Genomic DNA, 22,417 nt, shown 5'->3' on the forward strand with positions numbered 1-22,417 from the left:
GTGGGGTGAGTGACATGAAACCGAATCCATCAAACAAGAAGCTCACAGTGAAGTTGCTTTTGGCGACCCTGTTAATGTTTGGCTTCGGCTATGCACTGGTCCCACTTTATGACGTGATGTGCGACGCACTGGGAATCAATGGAAAGACAAGTGAAGTAGCCGCCATTCAACCGACAGGTATGCAACCGGACATGAGCAGAACTGTTCGCGTGGAGTTTATGGCGCATGTCAGCCCAGATATGCCTTGGGAGTTTAGACCCAAAGTGATTTCGATGGATGTTCACCCAGGTGAAGTCGTGCAAACCGAATACCTTGCATTTAATGAAAGCGGGCAGAAGTTGGTGGGGCAAGCCGTTCCTTCTGTTTCTCCCGGGACTGGAGCTGCTTACTTCAATAAGATTGAGTGTTTTTGTTTTAACCAGCAGCCTCTGGATGGTAAACAGCAAGCTCAAATGCCGTTGATTTTTTATATCGAACCGGACTTGCCGGAGTCTATACACACGTTAACGCTGTCTTACACACTCTATAAACTTCCCCCTCCTACAGGCTCTTAGCCACTCAGGGAGAGAGATACAGACCAAGGTTGGTCAGTAAGGAGAGAAATTATGAGTAACAAGCCAGGAACATATTATGTTCCCGCTCAAAGTAGCTGGCCGATCATCGGTGCATTTGCTCTGTTTTTGGTTGCTGTTGGCGCAGGCATGACCGTCCAGGGGACACAAAGTGGCGGTGCAGTGGGAACCATTGGTGGCATTGTGCTAGCGGTGGGCTTCTTGTTCTTGCTTTACATGTTGGCTGGTTGGTTTAGTAATGTGATTACTGAATCACTGAGTGGAAAATACAGCTCGCAAATTACTCGTTCTTTTCGCCAAGGAATGAGCTGGTTTATCTTTTCTGAAGTGATGTTTTTTGGTGCCTTTTTTGGTGCCTTGTTTTACGCCAGAATGATTTCTGTGCCTTGGTTAGGTGGGGCAGATAATAACTTCATGACCAACGAAGTCCTGTGGCCAACCTTCGAAGCGATGTGGCCACTCACACTGACACCGGGGGGAGAAACAACACAAGCTATGCCGTGGCAGGGCATACCCCTTACCAATACTATCTTGCTGCTATTGTCGTCTATTACGCTACATATGGCGCATATAAGCCTTGAACAAGACAAAAGAACGGCACTGATTGTTTGGTTAGAGATAACCATCGTACTTGCTGGCTTTTTCCTATATTACCAAGCGGTTGAGTATGTTCATGCTTATCAAGACATAGGGCTCACGTTGCAGTCCGGTATTTACGGTAACACGTTCTTCATGTTGACGGGGTTCCACGGTTTACACGTTTGTCTTGGGACTATCTTCTTGATCGTGCTGCTGTTCAGAATCGCTAAAGATCACTTTTCGCCAAAGAACCATTTTGCCTTTCAAGCCGGCAGCTGGTATTGGCATTTCGTGGATGTGGTTTGGTTATGTCTGTTTGTGTTTGTTTACGTACTTTAGGCGCAGTGTGAACTCTTGGTTCGACTAATAAGGGCGAGGGTTTGGTGCTAGCCAACCCGAGCTGAGCGCAATAAGCAAAAGGACGACCACCAAAGCGGAGAACATGACTCGACGGCCTAAGTAATGACTCATGGGTTTGTCTCTTTTTTCAGGATTATCTGGGTCTTCACGAACCATTTCGATAAGCGCTTTTGCGAGGTTGAAGATAATGAAAAGCAGCAAAAGGACAAGCGTCAGTTTGAATAGAAATACGGTGGACATGGCACCTCCGGTTTCATCATTGTTGTTATCAAGACAATTATGGCTATCGAAACGGTTTTGGGTTGCAGTTGGTTTAACTGTGGTTGTGTTTTCTCTTTTGGTCAAACTGGGTTTTTGGCAGTTTGAGAGAGGGCAAGAAAAACAAGCATTGGAACAAGCCATTCTCGCGCGTGCGGATAGTGCGTACCAAGCACTAAGCGTCGTTCTTGAAGACAACGACTGGCGAGAGGAAAGTATCCTCGGGAAAAAAGTGGAAGTTAATGTTGTTCCTCAGGCGTTTCCCGTAATTCTGTTAGACAACCAAACGCATCAAGGCAGTGTGGGATATTTAGCATTTCAGATTGTATTGACGAGCGATGAGCCTAGTACCTATGCGTTATTGGAGCTTGGTTTTGTCGAGGGAAGAGCAGAACGCTCAATGTTACCAACGGTCACCAAACTCGATAATCCGACTTTCATCACAGGACGCCTGTACCGAAAATCTACTAATCCACTGAGCTCAGAGTTAATGCCGGAAGTTGGTGATGTTATTCGCGTGCAAAACCTAAACATCGCGCAATTGAATCAGCTACTGAATATTGAACTTATGCCCGCAGTCTTGCAGCCAGACAATTTAACTCGTTGGCCCTATGACTTTCCTTGGAATCCATTACCACTCAATAGTGCCAAACATTTTGGCTATTCGATTCAATGGTTTTCGATGGCAGGTGTTTTCTTAATACTGACTTTAATTGTTTTTGTTCGTTGGCAAAAAAAGTTGCGTCACATGGAGGTGAAGCATGACATCTAAAGTAACCAAAGGACGACTAATGTTGATTGCGCTGGTTTGTACGTTCGCGCTTCCCGCTGTCATTGCAAAAGTCATTCTCACACAAGGGTGGTATCAAAGCGGAGTGACCAATAGAGGCGAGTTAGTCGAACCATACACGACGTTAGAGCAACTTGATCAAGAGTCACCTCTCAAAGACCATGGTTGGCAACTCGCTTATGTATTGCCTAACGAATGCACTGAAGAGTGTAAACAGCAGCTTTACCTGCTTCAGCAAAGCCATGTTGCTTTAGGTAAGTATCAAGAGCGAGTAGTGCCAGTCGTTTGGCAGACTGAGCATTCAGATCCCATAGAAGTATCGATGTTAGCGATGCAAATGAATGAATTGGTTACCGCAAAAGTGAAACCTGGGCAAATGTTGATCGTTGATCCTCTTGGGCAACTGGTGATGTCTTACTCGCCGAAACCAAATGAGGACTTAGTCCTATTGAATAAAGGTATGTTGGCGGACTTACGCAAGCTCTTAAAACTGTCACGAGTCGGTTAGAGGAAGTGCATATGAAATTAATTCAGTTGGTTAGATTCAGTTTGCTGCTAACTCTCGTGGTGATCATGTTAGGGGCATATACTCGCCTTTCAGATGCAGGGTTAGGTTGCCCGGATTGGCCTGGTTGTTATGGGCACTTTTCTGTGCCGCATCAAGAAGAAGACGTCATACGTGCTAACCTGAACTTCCCCGAGCGGGCAGTAGAGCATGAGAAAGCATGGCTTGAGATGATTCATCGCTATTTTGCAGGAACGTTAGGTTTAGTCATTTTTGCGATGGCAGCGATATCAATAAGGTCTGAGCGTGTAAATTCAACCATTCCGATGTTGCTCAGCGTATTGGTGATTGGGCAGGCACTTTTGGGAATGTGGACAGTTACTCTTAAATTAATGCCCGTCATCGTGATGCTTCACTTGCTCGGTGGTTTTGTTTTATTGGCGTTACAGGCGATTTTTTACTGCCAATTAAAAGCGCAAAACAATCTCTATTTCTCTCCATCTTCTAGCTCTCTGAGAGGCTTTTCATTGTTGGTTTTTCTGGTTGTTTTGGTGCAAGTGCTCCTTGGAGGATGGACTTCGTCAAATTATGCTGCGCTGATGTGTACCACACTGCCGATTTGTGAGGGAGACTGGATGAGCCATCTCTCATGGAAAGAAGCGTTTTCTTTCTGGCAAACTGGATTCGAGAATTATGAATTTGGTGTCTTGGAGTATCCGGCAAGAATGACTATACACGTCACTCATCGTATAGGCGCTATTGTTACCGCCACCGTGGTATTGGCTTATAGTATTGGGCTTATGAGGCAAGATTCTCATCATTCACAGAGAATCGGAGGGTGGTTGTTATTCACTCTGGTGTGCCAAACTATGCTGGGTGTAAGCAACGTAGTATTTCAACTTCCTATCTATGTCGCGGTGGCGCACAACCTTGGTGCCGCTGTTATGTTGAGTCTCGTTTGTGTTAGTCAGTTTTACTTGTGGCAAGGTAAAACGGCTTGGAATTACACCGCGAAAGGAGTTCGCTATGAGTAAAGAAATCGCGCTGTCGTTAAATGGGCGAAAGCGACTAAGTTCCGTTTATTTGAAGTTAACGAAACCTAAAGTGGTGGCGTTAATGTTGGTGACGGCAGTAGTAGGGATGAGCTTAGCCCCGGTTGATGATTTCCCCTGGTTGCACGCGGTAGTTGGCCTAACGGGGATTGGTCTGATGGCAGGGTCTGCGGCAGCGTTTAATCATCTAATTGACCGCCGAATTGATGCGAGAATGGCACGTACACACAAACGACCATTGCCATCGGGTGAGACTAAACCATCATCGGTGATAGCCTTCGCTACAGTTTTAGGTGTCTTAGGGTTTGTACTTCTATATGCGATGGTCAACCCGCTGACGGCATGGTTGACTTTGATGAGTTTGCTCGGCTATGCGATGGTATACACAATGTACCTCAAACGTGCTACGCCCCAAAATATCGTCATTGCAGGGATTGCCGGTGCGATGCCGCCTCTTCTCGGTTGGACTGCTGTAACAGGGCAATTACATGCGAATGCTTGGCTGCTCGTGATGATCATTTTTATCTGGACGCCACCACATTTTTGGGCTCTCGCTATTCATCGTGTCGAGGATTACCGCAAGGTAGATATTCCCATGCTGCCAGTGACACACGGCATTGAGTACACCAAAACTTCTATTCTGTTGTATACGGTGCTATTGACTTTGGTTTGTGTCCTACCGGTTTTGGTTGGTATGGTCGGCGTGGTGTATCTTTTTGCCTCGCTACTACTCAATGTTGGCTTTATGTACCATGCATGGAAGCTAAAATATGCACCAGAGCCAAATACCGCGATGGAGACGTTTAAATTCTCTATCTATCATCTTTTGGCGTTGTTCATTGCATTGCTTTCGGATCACTATATTGGTTTTTAACCTTTCTTAAAACAGAAAACGCCGCGTGGTTCGCGGCGTTTTTGGTTTTGATACTTTGGCTTTAAGACAAAGCTTTCTAGATTTATTGAATTTCTAGCAGTTCAACATCAAAGATCAAAACACTTGCTGGTGGAATTGGGCCAGAGCCACTCTTACCATAGCCAAGCGTGCTTGGTACGAAAAGGCGGATTTTCTCACCTTCTACCATGTATTGTAGACCTTCTTGCCAGCCTTTAATGACTTGGTTAAGACCAAATGAAATAGGCTCACCACGATTAACAGAGCTATCGAATACCGTGCCATCAATCAAGGTGCCGTGGTAGTGTACTTTTACTTTACTTGTTGCCGTTGGATGAACCTCACCTTCGCCTTTTTCAAGAACCATGTATTGAAGGCCACTTTCTGTTGTGATGACGCCTTCTTTTTTCGCATTTTCTAGTAAGAATGCTTGGCCTTTGGCAAAGTTTTCATCTGCTACTTTATGGTTTGTCCAAGTACGGTAAATGAAAAAGCCCGCCAAGATAAAAATAATAAGAGGAAACAAAAATTTAGACACGTAATCTCCTTGTCTATTTAGGTTGTTTTAGCAAAAAGTTGATGGTTTCTGCCATGGCTTCAACGCTGTCATGACCACCAGTAATCACTTGATATTTTCCGTTTACGATAAAGGCTGGAACGGAGTTAATTTGGCCGCGAGTCGTGATCGCTTCTGCCTTAGTGATGTACTCAAACAGCGTTTTTTGCTGTGCTTCATCTAAATGGTAAGGGCTGATAAGGTTGCGAGACTCAAAGGCTTTCTCTACGGCGATTTGGCGTTCCTCAGCCGTTGCATCGGCACCCATTTGCACAGCAGTAAAAAGATCCGCCATAAACGCTTTATCTGGTGTTGATTCAAGCTGCATTACGGCAGTATAGAAGATGATGGCGCTCACTTGTGCACTTTCATTGAACGTTACATGCATTTTTTCAACGCTTTGATCGGTCAATGATTCAATTTGAGGGACAAACTCTTCCATTGAGCGGCAGTGGCCACAAGTTAAAGAGAATGCTTCAGTCAGGGGAGCTAAATCATATTCTTCAAGGGATACTGGCAAAACTTCGTATTGTTTGCCTTGCTGAGGCTGACTCTTGCCGCTATCGCATGCCGACAAAGCCATTACGGCAACAACAACAGCAAAGCCTTTCGATATGGTTTTTAACATAGTAGTGCTCTAAATGAGAAATTTGCGTTAGTTTATCGGTTAACGATAGTGACTAAAACCATTAAATAACAATAAAGTGAGACCATTGGTAACAGACTTTGCCTGACGTATGGACTGTAAGGGTAGGGTATTTTAGTGTTGCGTTTTATTTGAGAGATGATTTTGCATTGACTCCAGTGGCATGAACGCTGCATAGACAAACCAGTCGGTGGACAAAAGCGCTAAAGATTCGGCGTGTTTTGTCGACACAATGAACAAGAGTTTTTCTACGTTGGTAATGGTATGAAGCATTGGTTTTTAATTGTTTGTGGCATTCTGGCCGGGTGCAGCAGCCTCGATCAAGATATGGTCCCTGGTGGGAACATTTTAGATACAGCTCCTAAATCAAACACTGAGCTGAGATACCCAGAGTGGGGATACCCGAGCGCATCCAATGTGGCTTCTTCCCCTCGTTCATATCAAACGGCGAGGGCGTCAGTAAAAAAGTCGCAAAACGTGACCTCTCTGGAAATGTTCCTGAGCAGGCATAACATTCCTCACGAGACGCTCAGTGGTGGTCACCTGATGATACGTTTGAAAGAGCAAGTGCATTTTCAAACGGGTTCTGCACAGTTATCTGCTCAATCTCAAGACTGGATTCGAAACATTGGTCACTATCTGGCTGGAAGAACTGATGTTGATGTCGTGATTGATGGTCATGCGGATAGCACGGGAGCTGAAAGCTTCAATGACACGCTATCTGAAAAGCGAGCTCGTGAAGTAGAAAAACAACTATTGGCGACGAGTATTCCACGTCAACGAGTGTTTTCTAGAGGCTTCGGAGAGTATGTACCGAAGTGCAGCAATGCGACAGCGAGTGGTAAAGCTTGCAATCGGCGCGTAGAGCTAACATTGATCGTGGATGAATAACGCAGACGTTAGGCGGTAATCTTCGTTGTGTTGTTCTCGCATCCCCGTTATTTGCTTAGTGGAGTTTAAGTTCGGAGTTGAGCAAGAAGACTGAATAAGGAAAGCTCGCACGGCAACATTTAGCTAGAAAAAATAGAAAAGAGGCACCGTTAGGTGCCTCTTTTACATCCGCCAATGTTCATAGGGGGAACTTAGGCAAATTCTTTTTCAACGTAAGCGACGATGTCAGATGACTCGTATAACCACTGTGTCTCGCCATCTTTTTCGATACGAAGACAAGGGACTTTAACTCGCCCACCACCTTGCTCTAGTTCAGCTCGATGAGTCGGGTTATTTTTTGCATCACGTAGCTCAATGTTCACCGATTGACGCTTCATTGCACGGCGGACCTTTACGCAAAAAGGGCAGGCTTCAAATTGGTAAAGTGCGTATTGTTTCGCTTTTTCATCAATACGTTGCTGTTCTTCTGCGGTGCGCTTAATACCACGAGGTGAGAACACCGCGTTCAGCAATAAGATAACCTTGCCTAAAATCCAACGGATAAACTTCATAATGATCCCTTGATGTTCATTGGGTAATTGTCCTTTAAGAATGCAATCATGATGCTTGTTGCACTGAACGTGAAGTCTATCAGTTGTTTGAAATGGATAAAACCATGTATTTTATGCGGAAAATAGACGTTTAAACCAACCCCAAAAGCCACTTGCTGAAGCCGGACGGGCTTCCTTACCTTGATAAAAACTTTGCATGAGTTCGGTTCTGAATGCATCAACGTCCATGCGTTTTATGACAAGCTCGTGCTGCAATGTATTTTGAGTCTGCTCAGCATGATCGTGCGCCAAGCTGAAATCCATATTTAAATAGCCTTGCGTGTATAACCAAAGGTGGGTGACTAAGATTAGGTCTTCAGCAGATTGGTTAGTAAACTTATCCGCGTGCTCATTACCCAAGGAGTCAGTCAGAACTTGCTGCATACGCTGGGTAGAGTGAGCATGTTGCTCGTAGTTAGCACTTGCTTCAATATGTGATTTGGTCAAAAGGCCAAGCAGGTGAAGAGTAGGTGCTGTTGTGGGTTTGTTCTCACAAACTTTTGTAAATAGTTGTGACTGTTCTTTTAACCAACGTCGCTTTGCTGCTTTATGTTCTTTAACAAAGGGGATTTCTTCAAATCCCATCTCTTGACTCAGTTCACTAAGAGACGTCATGGTTTTTTAGTTCCTTCACCGTTACTTCGATATGCTGATCATTGATATCAACAAAAATTGAGCTGCCAGTAATCATAACAGAAAGGCTAGTACCTCGGTCAAGGTGCTGACAAATCAAGTCGATAGCGTCATAGTCAAAGCCCTCTACGTTGACGGGAAGCATTGAGAACTTTCCTGACATTTTGTCCCACCAGACAGCCGCTTTGGTGTTATAAGTGTAAACTTTTACATGCTTTGCTAGGCGAGAAGCTTTCTTAATTCTGTCTGGTTCTGGTTCGCCAATTTCAATCCAGTGAGTAATGCTTTGATCATCGCCAACATGCCATAAATCAGGCTCTTCAATCGTAGAGAGTCCTTTTGTAAACTCCAGATTGCTTTGAGCATTTAAACAGTAAGCTAGAATGCGAGCCAACATTCGTTGCGGCTTTTCAGAAGGATGAAGGGCGATAGTTAGATTTTTAGAATCGTAATAGTCATTATTCATATCGGAAATGGCGATACGAAATTTGTAAATGGTTGGTTTAAGAGCCATAGATTTATATCGTTTTGTTGGCAAAATAAGTTTTAGGCAAAAAAATAGCCAGCTTTAAAAGCTGGCTATCGTATCAAATTCTTTAAGAATTAAAGTACTTTGATTTGCTCTGCTTGAGGGCCTTTTTGACCTTGAGAGATAACAAATTCTACTTTCTGGCCTTCAACTAGAGTACGGAAGCCGTCACCAGTGATTGCAGAGAAGTGAGCAAATACGTCAGGACCGTTTTCTTGTTGAATGAAACCGAAGCCTTTAGTTTCGTTGAACCACTTAACTGTGCCAGTAGCTGTGTTAGACATGTCTATTTCCTAAATATCTAAATAATGTAATCTTTCGCCTCAACGGCGCTTATAGCGTGGAAAAATAAATTGCTATTGCGTACCACAGGACGACGGGTTACAAGTAATCCAACGAAATGTGAAAACAAAGAACTTTCTTTCTAGCCGTGTTTGAGTCTAGGTTAATTCCACGAAGAGTCAACATATATTAGTGCTTTATGGACAAATATTTGTATTTAGTCACTATTTAACCAGCATGTTTTTGATTAAATTTCAAATAAATGACGGTGATGTGAAGTTTTTTAGCATAAAATTCAACTAAATCTATAAATTTGACTTATTTATATAATTATTGTCCAATCTGGTTCGACCATTAAGGAGGATTTATGGCAAAGCGTAAAATCAGTCCTCAACCGAGTGGCTCACAACATGAGACCGACTTCGGCAGAGGTGAAATCAAAGACAACGCGTTAAAAGCGGTTGTTACCAGTCAGCTGTTCCAAACACGAGTCGTTAAAGCGAAAAAAGGTAAAGGTAGCTTCAGCCGTAAAATGAAGCATAGAGGCAAAGAGCCCTATTCAAAGTTCTCCCCAAGGTGGATTTTGAATAGGGCTTTTTTATTGGTACTAGGTGTTTGCAAAACTGATGATATTCAATTTTTTAGTACCAGATAAGTTTTCCTAATTTATCATGTACTGCTTCAACTGCTTCAACTGCTTCAGCGAACCAGGCGTTGAAAGTACCAATTAAGTACTAAAACTTACTAAGTTAGATTCATATCAATAAGCGTCACTTCCTGTCTTATGCAACTCTACTATATCTTTAGTCTAATCAAACAGCCGAGATTATGGTTTAAAAAGACTGGTGAGAAGTAGGTATGTCATCGACGAGTTATGGTACTTATGGTTGCAAATGTAAAAAAGCGTGTGCTTCTTTATTACTACTGTGGCTGTCCATTTGTCCGATGGCGCATGCGCACAAATCAGAGTCTCATTCTTTAATTGTTGCTAACTCCAAAGCGTGGAAGCCGTTCTCTTACCTTAGCCCAGATGGTGAACCTAAAGGTATTTTAATCGACTTTTGGAAAGAGTACGCGGCGAACAACCAAATTGACGTTCAGTTTCTCCTTTTGGATTGGGATGCTTCTTTGCAAGCCGTAAAAGAGGGTAAGGCTGACTTTCACGGAGGACTTGTCTACTCGCCCGAAAGAGCGAAGTATATGGACTTTGGCGCCGTCATAATGCCTATCCAAACCAAATTGTACGTAAATAAAGATGTACTTTCGGTTGATATCAGGAGTGTTTTAACTGGCGAAATGACGCTGCCAATTGGCGTTGTTAAAGGAAGTTACGAGTCTGAGTTTGTTCAGACGAATTATCCGAATGCACCTATCGCAGAATACATTAACAATGATTCGATGATACAAGCCGCCGTCGATAAAAAGGTGCTGTACTTTGTTGCAGACCTGCAAGTTGCTAACTTTTATATGGCAACCACGCCGGGAGCGGGTATGTTTGTCCCGACAATTAGCTTATATAGTAAAGATCTTCGGATTGCAGCAGGAATGCACAGTGCAACTTCCATTTTAGAGGTATCAAGAGCGTTTGAAAAAGTCATCGATACGGATCGTGAGCGGATCCTCACCCGTTGGAGTGTGGTGAAAACGGTTTATCCACTTTATCTTTTCCCTATTGCTATTTTCATTATGGCGGTCGCAACGCTTTATCATATTTTTGCCCTCAAACGTATGGTTGCTCTTCGGACAAGGCAATTAACGATTGCCAATCAGCAATTGCTGGAGATGACGTTGACGGATTCTCTCACAAAGCTATACAACCGTAGACACCTTATTGAGCAATTGGCGCTACTGAATCATTTGAAGCGAAACTTAACGGTGATGGTGTTTGATATTGATGATTTTAAATCAATCAATGATCGATATGGCCACCTTGCTGGAGACCGAGCAATAGTTGCCATCGCAGAAGCCGCTAAGTCGATGACTGATGACCGAATGACATTGGCGAGAATTGGAGGAGAAGAGTTCGCACTCGTTACGTCTTCTCTGTCAGAGCGAGAAGCACTCAATTTTGCCAATATGCTCTGTAAAGCAGTTTACGATCAGCCTGTTATACTGGGCGGACAAGCAATTCATTTGAGTATCAGTTTGGGCTGTGCTTACTATCCTGAGTTTACCCACATCGTGAGCTTGCAAGATGCTGACGAGTTGATGTATCAAGGTAAGTCTGAAGGAAAGAATCGTGCAGTTTTCCAAGTTATAACAGACTGTCAGCTTCAACCTGCGCTTCGTCAAGTGAATTAGATCTCGCTAATTCAACTGATACTTCAAACCATCCTCAAGCCTCAAAGTTTTAGTCAGAGTAACGTGGTAAGCGTTAACGATCACGTTGCGTTGTTTTCTTTGAGGCCAATTTGCGTACAAATACTTGCACTTTCATATATATAACCCCCCACCTGCTCACGTTTTTATCATAGAAGCAGTAATTGTTTTAAAGTGATAAGTGATTTCTTGGTAAAGATCAGAACCCCTGTCTACACTCAGTGTAAAGTAATGCATATAAAGCATGATGCATACAGTGTTGTACAAAAACAATTAAAGAAGATAAGAAATAAGTTGGCTTGAGAAGGACGGGGAATGAACAACGAATGCTTTGCTAGGTTCCGAGCTGTCACGGATGAACTGTCAATGAAAGAATCGTTGTCAGTTGGGAAAGACCCTTATGCTCACTATCTCAAAGATATTGTGGGGATTGATTTGTTGTCTCGTGAAGAGGAGTTGCATTACGCCAAACTTAATCGAGCTGGTGATGAAGAAGCGCGCGAAATGTTGATTGAGTCTAATCTTCGACTTGTTGTGAAAATCGCAAAAGGTTACCTCAAACGGCCAGGCAATAACTTTACTCTGCTTGATTTAATAGAAGAAGGTAACATTGGTTTGATAAAAGCGGTCGATAAGTTCGATCCTGAGCCAGGCTACCGTTTTTCTACTTATGCGGTATGGTGGATTCGCGAGAATATAGAAGCGGCATTAATGAACAATGGCCGCACGGTACGTTTACCTGCTCATGTGTGCAAAGAGATAAATAGCCTGGCTTTAAAAAAGCTCGATGCGTCAAAAAGTGAGAGCAAGGAGTTGTCTATTTCTGAACTCTCACGCTGCTCAGGGGTGAAAGCAGAACGTATAGATGAACTTGTTGCTCTAAGTGGTTTTATTGATGTATCGACCACTGCGGACCTACATCGTGTTCCATTTGTTCTTGAACTGTGTGAAAGTGAGTATACGCCAGATCCACAACAAGACTGTGAAAACCAGTGCTTTACTCAAGCTATTGAAAATATTATTAAAACTTTGCCAATTAAGTTGCAGAAAGTCTTGATCCATCGATTCGGATTATTTGACCAGAGAGTGAAAACCTTGTCGGAAATAGGCCTGTTATTAAACGTATCTAACGAGCGTGTTCGTCAGATGCAGATAGAGGCGGTTGAACGCGTGCAGAAACGTCTCCGATTCGATGGTTGGGTTTAAGATTTTTAGCCCCTTATCCTAGCTGATTAATTTACTGGCTTGCTACTCTGTTCTTCCGTAAGTAACAGCAGCTCAAGCTGTGCTTTAGCTGCTGCCTCCAATCTCCATACACTCAATAATCGGTTAAGTGCTGCGCGATAAGTACGACTTTTGAGTAAAAAAGCGAGCGTACTTGTGTAGTTGTTTACGACTTGCGCTTGTGTCTCGACTAATGCGGTTTTGTTTTCGATGTCGATGTGTTGAAGGTTAAAGTCAGGAAGAAACGCACACTCATACCATACCTCTACAATTTCACGAATTTCGAGTTCTTCTTCAGGCACATCGAAGTCTTGTAACTGGTAGTTTTCTGGTATTGTTGATAAATAAACCACATCCAATTTGTCTGCAACAAATGTATACATCGGATTCCTTAGTGTACGCGCTTACAGAGTAAATAGTCTCATCGTTTACATTTTTGTCAATGACCGTGCTCAAGTATGAATGATGAACCACACCACATTCCGAACTTAACTTAGACTTTTTAAGTACTTATCGGTTAACCCGAAATATTTCAGGTTGCCATCTGGCTCCAAGACTAAGCTCATGTTGGATGTAGAGATCATGCCCGGATCATTCGTTGAGAAAATAACGGTCTTATTGAGTAGTTTGTCGCTGAATAACCGCTTGAAGTAGTGCGAGTTTTCTTGCTCAGCACCATTAAATGGCTCGTCAATGATAATCAAAGATTGTTCGCAGTTACCTAGCCCTAATGCGAGCCGCAGTCTTTGTTGAATGCCATTTGGTAAACTTTTACAGATATCAACGCTCAATTGAGTGTCCAGGCCTTGTGGCAACCATGTATCGAGCTCAAAGAAACTCACCATTTCACGCATTTTTTCTGTTGGGATTAACCCATTATGCAAGATGAAGTTAGTCTCCAAGGAGCCTTCAAAAATATGCAGGTTAAACGGGATGTAGTTAATCGAGGTTCGATAGCGGTAACTGTTGAATTGTTTGATGTTATAACCGTCCACCGAAACTGAGCCTTGATAGCGTTCCTCTAGCCCAGCGATAATAGAAATGAGCGTCGTTTTACCGCAACCTGTTGGTCCACAAATCACAACTTTTGCGCCCGGTGGAATTTTAAAACCAAGATTAGTTAAGCCTGTTGCCGCACCACTATAACGATGGCTCACACCAGAGCCGACGATACTACCTTGAAATAGGCGAATAGGGGGGCTTTTCTCTAACGTTAGCTTATCGTCATTCATCGCCATAAGGTTGTTGATTTGCGCAGAAGACGCCTTAATGGATTGGAACTTAGAAATAGAGTTGTAGATGCCCATAATAGGCCCCAACGCCTTCCAGACTAAAATTACGGTAGCAAGCATTGCACCTGCATCGGAGGTGCCGTCCATCACGCCGATAACGGCCGCGACGATACTTGCGGTACCAATAACCTGAATCAAACTCCCGCCTGCTGCCTGAACCCTGCTATTAGTCACTGAAACATGTTCTGCATCGTTGGTGCTTTGTAAATGCGATGCGCTAAAGCGGGACTGGATAACACGCAATAATGGCAAGCCTTGGATGGTTTTTATACCACGAAGAATCTCATTCCATTGGTAAGAAACCATGGCGTTGGCGCGAGAGCTCTTGGACGTGGCTTGCGAGTAGATGTAACGAGAATAAACACAGAACACCAACATTAGAATCAACCCCGCCATAACGACTAGCGCTGCGGTACCAGACATAAGAGCAATGGCAATAATGAATACGATAACAAACGGCATGTCGAAGTAGCTTAATGTTGACTCTGCGGTTACCAAACGGCGGAAAGTGTCGATGTCCTTCAATCGTGCTAACTGAGAAGAGACACCAGCGGTAGATGTCATCGAATAAGGAAGCCACAACAGTTTGGATATTACGTTTTGAGAAATATGCACCGCCAAATCCTTTCCTGATGTGGCGATGATGTTGACCCGCATTTTCTTGAAAAAGTATTCCGAGAACCCAACAATCACAGCAAATAACGTGAGCCAATAAAGCGTGGCTTGCGAGCTAGAGGTTAAGGCGAAGTTGTACACACTCATAATAAAAAAGGGCTGGAGTGCGCCGAGAATGCTGACCACGAAGCTGAGAATAATCAGGCTTTTGAGTTCATTGTTGTAGCGATAAAACGCGTATTTAATCCAGTTACTGCGGTCTTGAGATTCAGGTGGCGGTTCTCGGAATAAGCGGGAGTATTCGCTGATCGAGACCAACAAGCACGGCTTCTTGCAGAGCGGGTATTCAATGGTGTTGTTATTTGTGTAATCAAACAGGATCAGTTTGCCGTCTTTAGTGCCCAAGAAAATCGCAGTGAGGTTTTCTATCTCGATAAAACAAGGATGAGGATGCCCCTCGATGTGCTCCAACGTTTTTAGTTTGGTGACGTCACAACGGTAACCAAGGCGTTCAATCGTAGCGATAAAACTGTCGCTGTCTTTTGGTTTAGGGATAAAAGCGTCGCTGAGGATAGAAGGTGTGCCTTCCCATTCAAGCGCTATGAGGGTGTAAGCTAAACCACGAATCAAAGGTGACTCATTGTATCGCTCGTCATAACTGCGAGCCTCAAAGTCCAACAAGCGCTGAGGGACATTATTAAAATCAACCAAAATACTCATTGGTCACCTCCGGTAAGTTTGACGCGTTTGAGGCGATGATTGAGTTTGTCCATCTTGTTGCTGACGATGATGAGGATTTTGTCGTTGGCGCGATAGGCGGTGCTGGTCAAAACCAATCGAGCAAAGTCGTCATCATAAACACAGTCGATGTCGTCGAAGATCAACACACGTTTGTTCGCGAGTAAGGCACGCACTAACAACAAGGCATAAGCGACTTGGCGCGAGAATGGGTTGCGTAAATGTCCTTTAAGCTCGGTGTAAAAACCAGCGGGAAGGGCATCGATTTGTGCCTTGATGTTCATGGTTTCGCAAAGCGCAAATGCCGTGTTATTTAAGCTCGGGCGGAAACAAGTCAAGTTGTCGATGATGGTGCCTTCGACGAACGAACTGGTTTTGTCGACCATGAGCACGCTATTACGCCAGACGTTGTAGTTGACGTCATCGAGCGGTGTCTCGTTGATTTGGATATCGAGCTTGCTGTCGGTGTTTTGCCGCGTAATGCAATTGGCGAGGTGGGTTTTACCTGCGCCGCTTTTCCCCGTCAGCAAGTAAGCCTGACCGCGTTCAAACTCAATGCGTTGTTTTTCCGAATACTTCACCGAGATGCGCTCGACTTCCGTCGTGTCGTTTTGTTGTTCTATAGATGCAGCAAGCTCAAGCAGCTCGGCGATACGTTGAATATGAAGCTTGTTCAACTCCCATCGACTCACCGTGCGCATTACTTGCTGGTATGGCGCGAAGTAGCGGTTGGTAAGCATGATGATGGCAGCCATGATGCCTTGGCTCGATTGCATGTTGATAACTGCCGTTGCCAAAACCACCACCACACAAGCGATGGAGAGCTGTTGTATGAGCGACAAGATAAGGTTGAAGTTTGATTCAATTTGCTCGTATTTGATGTTCTCGACTTCACGTTCTTCCACCATTTGTGTCATCAAGCTCTCAACGCGATATTCCATATTGCGCGCTTTGATATCGAGTGGGCTAGAGATGATCTCGATGATTTTAGAAGTGGTTAAGCCTTCGATGTCGGATTTGTTTTCTAAGCTGTTGATTTTCTGCTTGGAAAGACTGAGTGCGAACACCGCCAAAATGATGGAGGCGAGCAAGATGGTCACTCCCGCCCAAATGTTGATCACACCGATAATCAGAATGGTCAGTATGCTGACGGCAAGGTTGATCAATGCCCGTACAGATTCTCCGCCAAAGAAGGATTTAATCTCTGGAATGGTCGCAATACGCTCTAGGTATTCACCGGGTTCTAGACGACGAAACTTCGATATCTCAGCCAAACAGATTGATTGAAACACCTTGTTGGTTAAGTTGGTTTCGAATTGCTTCATGATCACCGACGAAATCTTCTCTTCCTGATTCTTTAAGTGATAGTCGAGGAAGATGGTGATCAAGATAATGGCAAACAGAAGAAACAGCGTGTCTTTGGCTTGGTTAGGTAAAACACGGTCAAAGATAATCAGAATCGAAAAGGGCAGTACTAAACCAAACAGCGTCGAGATGACCGTTGAGAAAGTCAGGTAACATTTGTCAGCAAAGTTAATCTTTTGGGAAAAATACTCAGTTTGCATTGCGACCTCCTTTCTTAATCGATGGTTTGGAGAGAAGGTGTTTTGGAACTAAGTCTTGATTGCTTCTGCCTTCGATATCGCTCATTAATTGCATGATGCTTTCGATGGATTGCACCGACAGCATGCCTTTGATTTGCTCAAGATTGATCGATTCAATGATGTAGTCATAACGCGCGCTCTCGTAATCACGTAGCGCGCTAAACAGTTTACTTTCCGCGGCCAGTAAGTCGGTAATGGTTCGCGTGCCAAGTTGGTAGGCGCGTTGAATGCCTTTGTAGGAAGCGTAGTTGGCACGGATGATGTTCTCGTAACTGCTAATAGCGCGGGAGAAGTCATTAATGTTGAGTACCGAGGTGTTAACGCTATTGCGAGTTGTGAACAACGAATCTTGGTACAGCAGCTCCGTTCGCTCGATGGCAGTCGACGATTTTTGATAACCGTAGTAATCCGAACCGCCGGAGAAAATCGGCACATTCAAGTTCAAACCGACGCTGGTGGAGTTACTGTCCCCTGTTGCGGTGGGGTCGGTTCGGTCATAGTTGTTCGCATCGTCGTAACGGTAACTGGCAGAGAGCGATACGGTCGGCACAAAGTTTGAACCGCTTTCTTTCAAGCCTCTTCGGCTGCGTTCTACGGTTTTCTTCGCAACCAATAAGTCGTTATTGAGCTTCAAAGCTTGCTCAAGAATCTCACGTTGTTCGGATTCGCTGATTTCCGCCAAGGGAACACTTTCGTAGATGTCCTGCGATGGGGTGACTGGGTATTGAACTTGAATCTCTAAACCGTTCAAAATCACACGTCGATCTTTCTCTAAGGTTCTTAAGCGGTTGGCAATGCCTTCTTTCTGAGCAATTACCTCATACAACTCGCTCGCCGCAGTGTTGCCAAGCTCCACGTTGCGACGCATTTGGCGCTCACGTGTTTCAGACGATTTAAGCTCGACTTTGGTGGCTTTGATTTGCGCGTTGTTTTTCAGGTACTCGAAATATTGCGTCGCGATTTCAGAAATGGTGCTCTGGATTTTGTTCTCGTGTTTGATTTCTTCAATGTTGAAATCAAGTTTCGCGGTGCCGTATTTGAAGATGTCGCCAAGGTTAAACACTGATTGAGATAAAGACACGCTGTAGCTGTTTGAGTTGTAGCTAGAACGCGTATCCGGTGTTCCCGTTAATATGGTCTCGTTTTCATTCCATGTGGTATCAGCAGCACCGTTTAAAGAGGGTAGGAACTTAGAGCGGCTAATGTCGATGTTGTATTCGTTTTCTTCCACGCCTTTGTCACTAGCGCGCAGAGATAAGTTGTTTTCCAAGCCGAGTTTGACCGCCTCAAGCAAGGTGGTCGCCATTGCCGAAGGAGCATTGCTCAATGTAAGCGCTGCCAATACGCAGCTAGTTAAGTTTCTGTACCGCCACATACTTGTTGATCACCTTGATGATTTCGTCGTTTTTATAAGGTTTGCTGATCACGTAATCCATTCCAGCTTCGATACAAGCTTGGTGTTCATTACTGCTGGTCAATGCTGTCGCACCTATGATGGTGCAGGGGTTTTGTCCGTTCTCTTGTTCGTATTGTCGAATGCGTTTGGTTGCTTCAATACCGCCCATGCCTGGCATGATGCAGTCCATAAAAATGATATCCGAGCGCTGATTCATGAAGTGCTGAACGGCGTCTGCGCCATCGCCAACGGTATCGGCTTCGTATTCTTGCTTGCTCAAAATACGTTTGAGTAGAATCTGTTGAACACGGTCATCCTCAACAATCAGGAATGAGCTGTTCTCCATCTGATCTTCTGAGGCTTCCGCTTCCATGATTGCTAAAAGATTGGGGATGAACTCATACGGAATCGCAGGAGAGTTCAGAATCTTGTCGACAAAGGTATGGCTCTCTTGTGCTTGCTGAGTGCTAGTGACTGAAAGCAGCAATTTAGTATTCGGGTGATTGCGCAGTTGCGATTTCACCGTTTTGCTCAGTGAGGGCAGCTTGTTTGGCTCGAACGTGTCGGTCAGCATGATGGCGTCGTATTCGCCAAAGGTTTTTGCAGTAGAGAAGAGCTCGTTCGGTGTGCGAATTGGCGTAATCTCTAAGCCCAAGTTGACGAGCATTTTGTTCATCACATCAATGCGCAGCTGAGAGTTGGCACACAGTAATAGGCGCTTATTGTCGAAGCGAGTTTTCTCGGTGTGGAAGCTCTTGGCTTTCAAATCGAGCTGAATTTGAAAACGTTCCTGATTGCCCGATTGATACCAATGGCTCTCGTAATAGCCGTAATCTTTCAGTACGCTTTTCGCCAAATCGTCTTTGGTTGCAGTGTGCTGTTTATGGTCGCTCCAGTGTAGAGTATTGAGCTTGGCAAACGGCACATCCAGTGTGGTTAAGAAGTTTAGATTGATGGTCAGGCGAGTGTTTTCAATGTCTGACGCCGCGCCCGATTCAATGGTGACAAACAGTTTCTTATCGGCTTTGAGTTGGATGGCATTCGATAGCTGTAGGAACAACACCCAGAATAAGCTGGTGGACTGTCCTTCAACACGATTTGGTAGGTTATCCGAGATAAAGCAGTCTATCTCACCTTCATTTCGCTGCACTTTTGAACTGATGTGAATCATCAATTCAGACAGTACATTCAGCAGTGAAAACTCTTTCGATTTGCTCTCGGTCCCTTGTGAAATGAGTCGGTTGTAGTTCTCTGCCAATTCAGACAGGGTATTGGCAGCCGAGGTTATATCTTGCGCCATCAACACGCCGCTCTCATCGGTCTCTTGAACGAGATATTGCACGCCGCCGTTAATGGTGTTGGTGATGCCACGAATCTCGTAACCAATCAGAGCATAGAGCTGCTTGTAGAGATCGTTATTGCGTTTTTGCTCTTCGAGGTTGCTGAAAATCAGTTTTAGGTGTGAGTAGATCTGACGCTGCTTAGGATTGATGCTCACTTCATTCAGCAACTCTTCCAACCTTTGCAAATCCAGTAGTTTGAGTTCTTGATAAAGCTCATCGAATTCTTGGTCAATGTCACGCTCATTCGAGCTGGATTTTTTCAGTTTAAGGATTGCCACCAAGTTCGATAGCACTGCGATACCAACCAGTACGACAACGACCACAAACAACCAAATGAAGAACTCGTTTTTCTCCATCATTAGGTCGCTCGCATGGTTGTTAAATATGGTCCGGTAGTTGTCGTCCATTTGTAGGTAGTTATTGGTGAGCGAGAGGTACAGTGCCAACACATCGTCGCGTGTTTTTTGGCTGTCTGAGAACCGATTGATTGCCAGTTCAAGCTGCGTGTATTCGGTCGCGCCCACCAAGCTAAACTCGGTTTTGTTGAGTGACGCGAGCGACTTAAATTGGTCAATTTCGTCTTTCAGAACCTCAAAATCAAGCTCTGTTGTACTGCAATAACGTGCGCTTAAACAGCGTTGAAGCGTTTGAATATCAAACTCGATAGTTTGGTTGAGCTGTTGAGCTTGAACCAAAAGAGGCGCATTTTGCACTTTCTCGACTGAATCCACTTTTTCCCAAGAGATATACAAATAAAAGGCGAGGGCAGCCAGCATCAAGCTGAAAGCAATGCTTAGGCGCATAACAGGAACGGAAATATTGTAAGAAGGTTTGCTACTCATCCATCACCTCTCATCGAATGCGTCTTCGATAGCCGACATAACCGGCTTCGCTGCGTATTCGATAACCCGGCGTGAACCTGTTTTCACGTCTGCGGTAAACTCCATATAAGGGGACAGCTTGTATTGTGTGCCTCCGCGCTCTAGATAGTTTTGACTGATTTGGATTTCCGCGAGGTAGAATTCAGCGTCTTCTTCTTCATAAGAAGAACGGCTGATCGATGCAATTCGACCTTCCAAAAATCCGTATTTGGCAAAGTTGTAGGTATCCATCTTCACTTTGACCGCTTGTCCGATTTCTACAAAACCCATGTCTTTACGCGGGATCTTCGCCTCTCCATGAAGGGCGTTATTGATCGGTGCAATGTCCGCGATGCTTTCACCTGGCGGTATCACAGCGGAGCGGAAGTTGAAGTGCACTTTATCTACTACACCGTCAATAGGGGCGTAAACCACGAGGCGATCCACTTTATCTGAGTGTTGAGGACGTAATATACGTTTCAACTTTAAGTCCTTGTTTGCTTGAATGATTTGTGCTTGATACTCGGCATTACGATTTTCCACCAAGTCTCGGTACTGCTTCTCTAGTTTGTCGAGTTGGAAGCGCTCATTCATGACCGACTCATCAAGGTTTTCAATCTCACGCACCATGTTTGACTCTTGAACCTGCATATTCAGAACATCGACGTAAGACGCCATTTCCTCTTTGTACAAGGTGTTCTTAATATTGAGCTGCTTGCGTATCAAGGAGAGCTGGTTCTCGGAGCTTTTACGGCGCTTGAGCATTGAATCAATAAGCGAATTCTTATGTTGGATATCGTGAGTGATCAACTCTTCATTGGAACGGTTTTTAGAAAATTCTTGCTGCCAGGTATTCATGTTGACTTGCACTAATTCTGGGTACTTTTCGATGTAGGCAGAAAAATCGGGTTCCACCATATCGCGCAGGCTTTCGTAACGAATCTTGTCTAGCTCTAGCTGAATGATCTCTGTGTTTACCGTATCGAGTTGAGTGTTTCTATCCAGAGAGCGAAGGCGTGCAATAGGCTGACCTTCATAAACCACTTCGCCTTTGCGCACTAGCATTTCTTCTAGAATACCGCCTTCAAGGTGTTGCACTTTTTCGATGTCAGATTCGAGCAATAGCTCACCGCGCACCGACACCACAATGTCGATACGAGCCTGAGATGCCACGGCGATAGCCACCATGGAAAGCAAAAAGATAACCAGCAAGGTTTTGTGTACGCTGGTCATTGCACTGGCTAGCACGATTGTATCGTCTGCTGTTACCTTCGAAGCTTCGTTGTTCGAAACGAGTGCCTTTTTGAGGTGATGTTCTATTTGCTTATTACTCATGAGCCACCCCTACGATTCACTACCTGTGCGGCTATCGATTGAATTTTCGATTTTTAACAGCTGGCTAATTTGTTTGTTTACGTTGTTAAGCTCGGTTTTAACGTCCTCGATCAATTCATTAGGAGCAGGGAAATGGTGTTTGTTTAAGTGTTCAAGCTTTGCCAATTTTGGTGGTAAGTCGTCATCACATAACAAGACGAAAATGGTCTTTAGCCTTTTTGAATAACATCTGAGTGCTTCAAAACGGTTTTGTTTATGCAGCATCTCAATATCAATCCCTGCATCACTGAAATCTTGGTAAAAATCGCCTAATAGCAATTGCAGCCCCTTATGGCTGTTGTCGACTGAGCGCAACAGATTTGTCATATTTATCATTATCCCACCGCACTAATTGCTTTAATGACAACAAGTAAGGATCTTTATACTGGGTTTTCAAATTTTTTTGTTTTTATGGAACTCGAAAGGTATGAAAAAAGTTGTATAAAAAAGTTGGTTTCTAAAAATGGTGTCCTTTACTGCCTCTAAATACGATCAGTTAGCTAAAAGCAACGGAGGC

Annotated in this window: 24 protein-coding genes; 10 read left to right on the top strand and 14 right to left on the bottom strand. The window is 44.2% G+C overall.

Annotated features, from left to right (window positions below; genetic code table 11):
* Window positions 1–14: 14 nt before the first annotated feature.
* Both R7P80_RS16440 and R7P80_RS16445 read left to right on the top strand, forming a co-directional pair.
* Complete coding sequence (locus R7P80_RS16440; RefSeq protein ID WP_005385211.1) at window positions 15–554, top strand: cytochrome c oxidase assembly protein; 540 nt, start codon at window positions 15–17, stop codon at window positions 552–554.
* Window positions 555–605: 51 nt separating this feature from the next.
* Window positions 606–1,490, top strand: coding sequence for a cytochrome c oxidase subunit 3 (locus R7P80_RS16445; protein WP_005375506.1), 885 nt, complete (start codon window positions 606–608; stop codon window positions 1,488–1,490).
* Between the two features lie 24 nt (window positions 1,491–1,514).
* Here R7P80_RS16445 and R7P80_RS16450 read toward each other — a convergent pair whose 3' ends face one another.
* On the bottom strand, window positions 1,515–1,751 hold the full coding sequence (locus tag R7P80_RS16450; RefSeq protein WP_005375504.1) for a DUF2909 domain-containing protein: 237 nt from the start codon (window positions 1,749–1,751) through the stop codon (window positions 1,515–1,517).
* On the opposite strand from R7P80_RS16450, the gene R7P80_RS16455 reads away from it, so the two are divergent.
* The 4 genes from R7P80_RS16455 to cyoE are packed head-to-tail and all read left to right on the top strand — an operon-like array spanning window position 1,750 to window position 4,990.
* Window positions 1,750–2,541 carry an SURF1 family protein gene (locus R7P80_RS16455; protein ID WP_165935320.1) on the top strand — a complete coding sequence of 264 codons (792 nt, stop codon included), beginning with the start codon at window positions 1,750–1,752 and terminating at the stop codon, window positions 2,539–2,541. The two genes, R7P80_RS16450 and R7P80_RS16455, sit on opposite strands and share 2 nt — an antisense overlap.
* Window positions 2,531–3,067 (top strand): cytochrome oxidase biogenesis cluster protein, encoded by a 537-nt coding sequence (locus tag R7P80_RS16460; RefSeq protein ID WP_132936354.1) that lies wholly within the window; start codon window positions 2,531–2,533, stop codon window positions 3,065–3,067. Before R7P80_RS16455 ends, R7P80_RS16460 begins: the two co-directional genes overlap by 11 nt.
* A gap of 11 nt (window positions 3,068–3,078) precedes the next feature.
* Window positions 3,079–4,098: a COX15/CtaA family protein gene (locus R7P80_RS16465; RefSeq protein WP_132936355.1), complete on the top strand. Its 1,020-nt coding sequence runs from the start codon at window positions 3,079–3,081 to the stop codon at window positions 4,096–4,098.
* On the top strand, window positions 4,091–4,990 hold the full coding sequence (cyoE, locus tag R7P80_RS16470) for a heme o synthase (RefSeq protein ID WP_132936356.1): 900 nt from the start codon (window positions 4,091–4,093) through the stop codon (window positions 4,988–4,990). The genes R7P80_RS16465 and cyoE overlap by 8 nt, the downstream gene beginning before the upstream one ends.
* An 82-nt stretch (window positions 4,991–5,072) precedes the next feature.
* On the opposite strand, the gene R7P80_RS16475 is transcribed toward cyoE, so the two are convergent.
* Together R7P80_RS16475 and R7P80_RS16480 are read right to left on the bottom strand one after the other, a co-directional pair.
* On the bottom strand, window positions 5,073–5,546 hold the full coding sequence (locus R7P80_RS16475; protein ID WP_005375638.1) for an FKBP-type peptidyl-prolyl cis-trans isomerase: 474 nt from the start codon (window positions 5,544–5,546) through the stop codon (window positions 5,073–5,075).
* 13 nt (window positions 5,547–5,559) lie between these two features.
* A complete protein-coding gene (locus tag R7P80_RS16480) occupies window positions 5,560–6,192 on the bottom strand; it encodes a thiol:disulfide interchange protein DsbA/DsbL (protein ID WP_005375635.1) in 633 nt (210 codons plus the stop codon).
* A gap of 282 nt (window positions 6,193–6,474) precedes the next feature.
* On the opposite strand from R7P80_RS16480, the gene R7P80_RS16485 reads away from it, so the two are divergent.
* Window positions 6,475–7,101: an OmpA family protein gene (locus R7P80_RS16485; protein ID WP_225491740.1), complete on the top strand. Its 627-nt coding sequence runs from the start codon at window positions 6,475–6,477 to the stop codon at window positions 7,099–7,101.
* Between the two features lie 191 nt (window positions 7,102–7,292).
* Here R7P80_RS16485 and R7P80_RS16490 read toward each other — a convergent pair whose 3' ends face one another.
* The 4 genes from R7P80_RS16490 to R7P80_RS16505 all read right to left on the bottom strand — a co-directional run bounded on the left by R7P80_RS16490 (window position 7,293) and on the right by R7P80_RS16505 (window position 9,137).
* Window positions 7,293–7,652, bottom strand: a complete 360-nt coding sequence (locus R7P80_RS16490; RefSeq protein WP_005375631.1) for a glutaredoxin family protein — start codon at window positions 7,650–7,652, stop codon at window positions 7,293–7,295.
* Between the two features lie 111 nt (window positions 7,653–7,763).
* Complete coding sequence (locus R7P80_RS16495; RefSeq protein WP_005375629.1) at window positions 7,764–8,306, bottom strand: hypothetical protein; 543 nt, start codon at window positions 8,304–8,306, stop codon at window positions 7,764–7,766.
* Window positions 8,293–8,838, bottom strand: coding sequence for a YaeQ family protein (locus R7P80_RS16500; protein WP_213873921.1), 546 nt, complete (start codon window positions 8,836–8,838; stop codon window positions 8,293–8,295). Before R7P80_RS16500 ends, R7P80_RS16495 begins: the two co-directional genes overlap by 14 nt.
* 89 nt (window positions 8,839–8,927) lie before the next feature.
* On the bottom strand, window positions 8,928–9,137 hold the full coding sequence (locus R7P80_RS16505) for a cold-shock protein (protein WP_005375625.1): 210 nt from the start codon (window positions 9,135–9,137) through the stop codon (window positions 8,928–8,930).
* 365 nt (window positions 9,138–9,502) lie between these two features.
* Here R7P80_RS16505 and R7P80_RS16510 point away from each other — a divergent pair, with 365 nt between their 5' ends.
* From R7P80_RS16510 to R7P80_RS16520, 3 genes are all read left to right on the top strand, one after another.
* Window positions 9,503–9,790: an alternative ribosome-rescue factor A gene (locus R7P80_RS16510; RefSeq protein ID WP_017821594.1), complete on the top strand. Its 288-nt coding sequence runs from the start codon at window positions 9,503–9,505 to the stop codon at window positions 9,788–9,790.
* Between the two features lie 203 nt (window positions 9,791–9,993).
* Window positions 9,994–11,436: a diguanylate cyclase domain-containing protein gene (locus tag R7P80_RS16515; RefSeq protein ID WP_017635871.1), complete on the top strand. Its 1,443-nt coding sequence runs from the start codon at window positions 9,994–9,996 to the stop codon at window positions 11,434–11,436.
* Between the two features lie 333 nt (window positions 11,437–11,769).
* Window positions 11,770–12,660, top strand: coding sequence for an RNA polymerase sigma factor RpoD/SigA (locus R7P80_RS16520; RefSeq protein ID WP_025768458.1), 891 nt, complete (start codon window positions 11,770–11,772; stop codon window positions 12,658–12,660).
* A gap of 26 nt (window positions 12,661–12,686) precedes the next feature.
* Here the strand turns inward: R7P80_RS16520 and R7P80_RS16525 are convergent, their stop codons facing one another.
* The 7 genes from R7P80_RS16525 to R7P80_RS16555 form a co-directional block, all read right to left on the bottom strand.
* Window positions 12,687–13,061: a hypothetical protein gene (locus R7P80_RS16525; protein ID WP_005375619.1), complete on the bottom strand. Its 375-nt coding sequence runs from the start codon at window positions 13,059–13,061 to the stop codon at window positions 12,687–12,689.
* Between the two features lie 105 nt (window positions 13,062–13,166).
* Window positions 13,167–15,305 carry an ATP-binding cassette domain-containing protein gene (locus tag R7P80_RS16530; protein ID WP_053350479.1) on the bottom strand — a complete coding sequence of 713 codons (2,139 nt, stop codon included), beginning with the start codon at window positions 15,303–15,305 and terminating at the stop codon, window positions 13,167–13,169.
* Window positions 15,302–16,888, bottom strand: a complete 1,587-nt coding sequence (locus R7P80_RS16535) for an ATP-binding cassette domain-containing protein (RefSeq protein WP_042521477.1) — start codon at window positions 16,886–16,888, stop codon at window positions 15,302–15,304. Before R7P80_RS16535 ends, R7P80_RS16530 begins: the two co-directional genes overlap by 4 nt.
* Entirely contained in the window at window positions 16,878–18,302 is a 1,425-nt protein-coding gene (locus R7P80_RS16540; protein WP_213915524.1) for a TolC family protein, read from the bottom strand. The genes R7P80_RS16535 and R7P80_RS16540 overlap by 11 nt, the downstream gene beginning before the upstream one ends.
* Window positions 18,277–20,508: a response regulator gene (locus R7P80_RS16545; protein WP_158173146.1), complete on the bottom strand. Its 2,232-nt coding sequence runs from the start codon at window positions 20,506–20,508 to the stop codon at window positions 18,277–18,279. The genes R7P80_RS16540 and R7P80_RS16545 overlap by 26 nt, the downstream gene beginning before the upstream one ends.
* A gap of 3 nt (window positions 20,509–20,511) precedes the next feature.
* Complete coding sequence (locus R7P80_RS16550) at window positions 20,512–21,861, bottom strand: HlyD family type I secretion periplasmic adaptor subunit (RefSeq protein ID WP_033906830.1); 1,350 nt, start codon at window positions 21,859–21,861, stop codon at window positions 20,512–20,514.
* A 9-nt stretch (window positions 21,862–21,870) separates the two neighbouring features.
* Complete coding sequence (locus R7P80_RS16555) at window positions 21,871–22,239, bottom strand: hypothetical protein (RefSeq protein ID WP_170893388.1); 369 nt, start codon at window positions 22,237–22,239, stop codon at window positions 21,871–21,873.
* Window positions 22,240–22,417 lie beyond the last annotated feature (178 nt).

Source organism: Vibrio sp. 2092 (assembly GCF_033339635.1).
In the GTDB taxonomy this organism is placed as follows: Bacteria; Pseudomonadota; Gammaproteobacteria; order Enterobacterales; family Vibrionaceae; genus Vibrio; species Vibrio alginolyticus.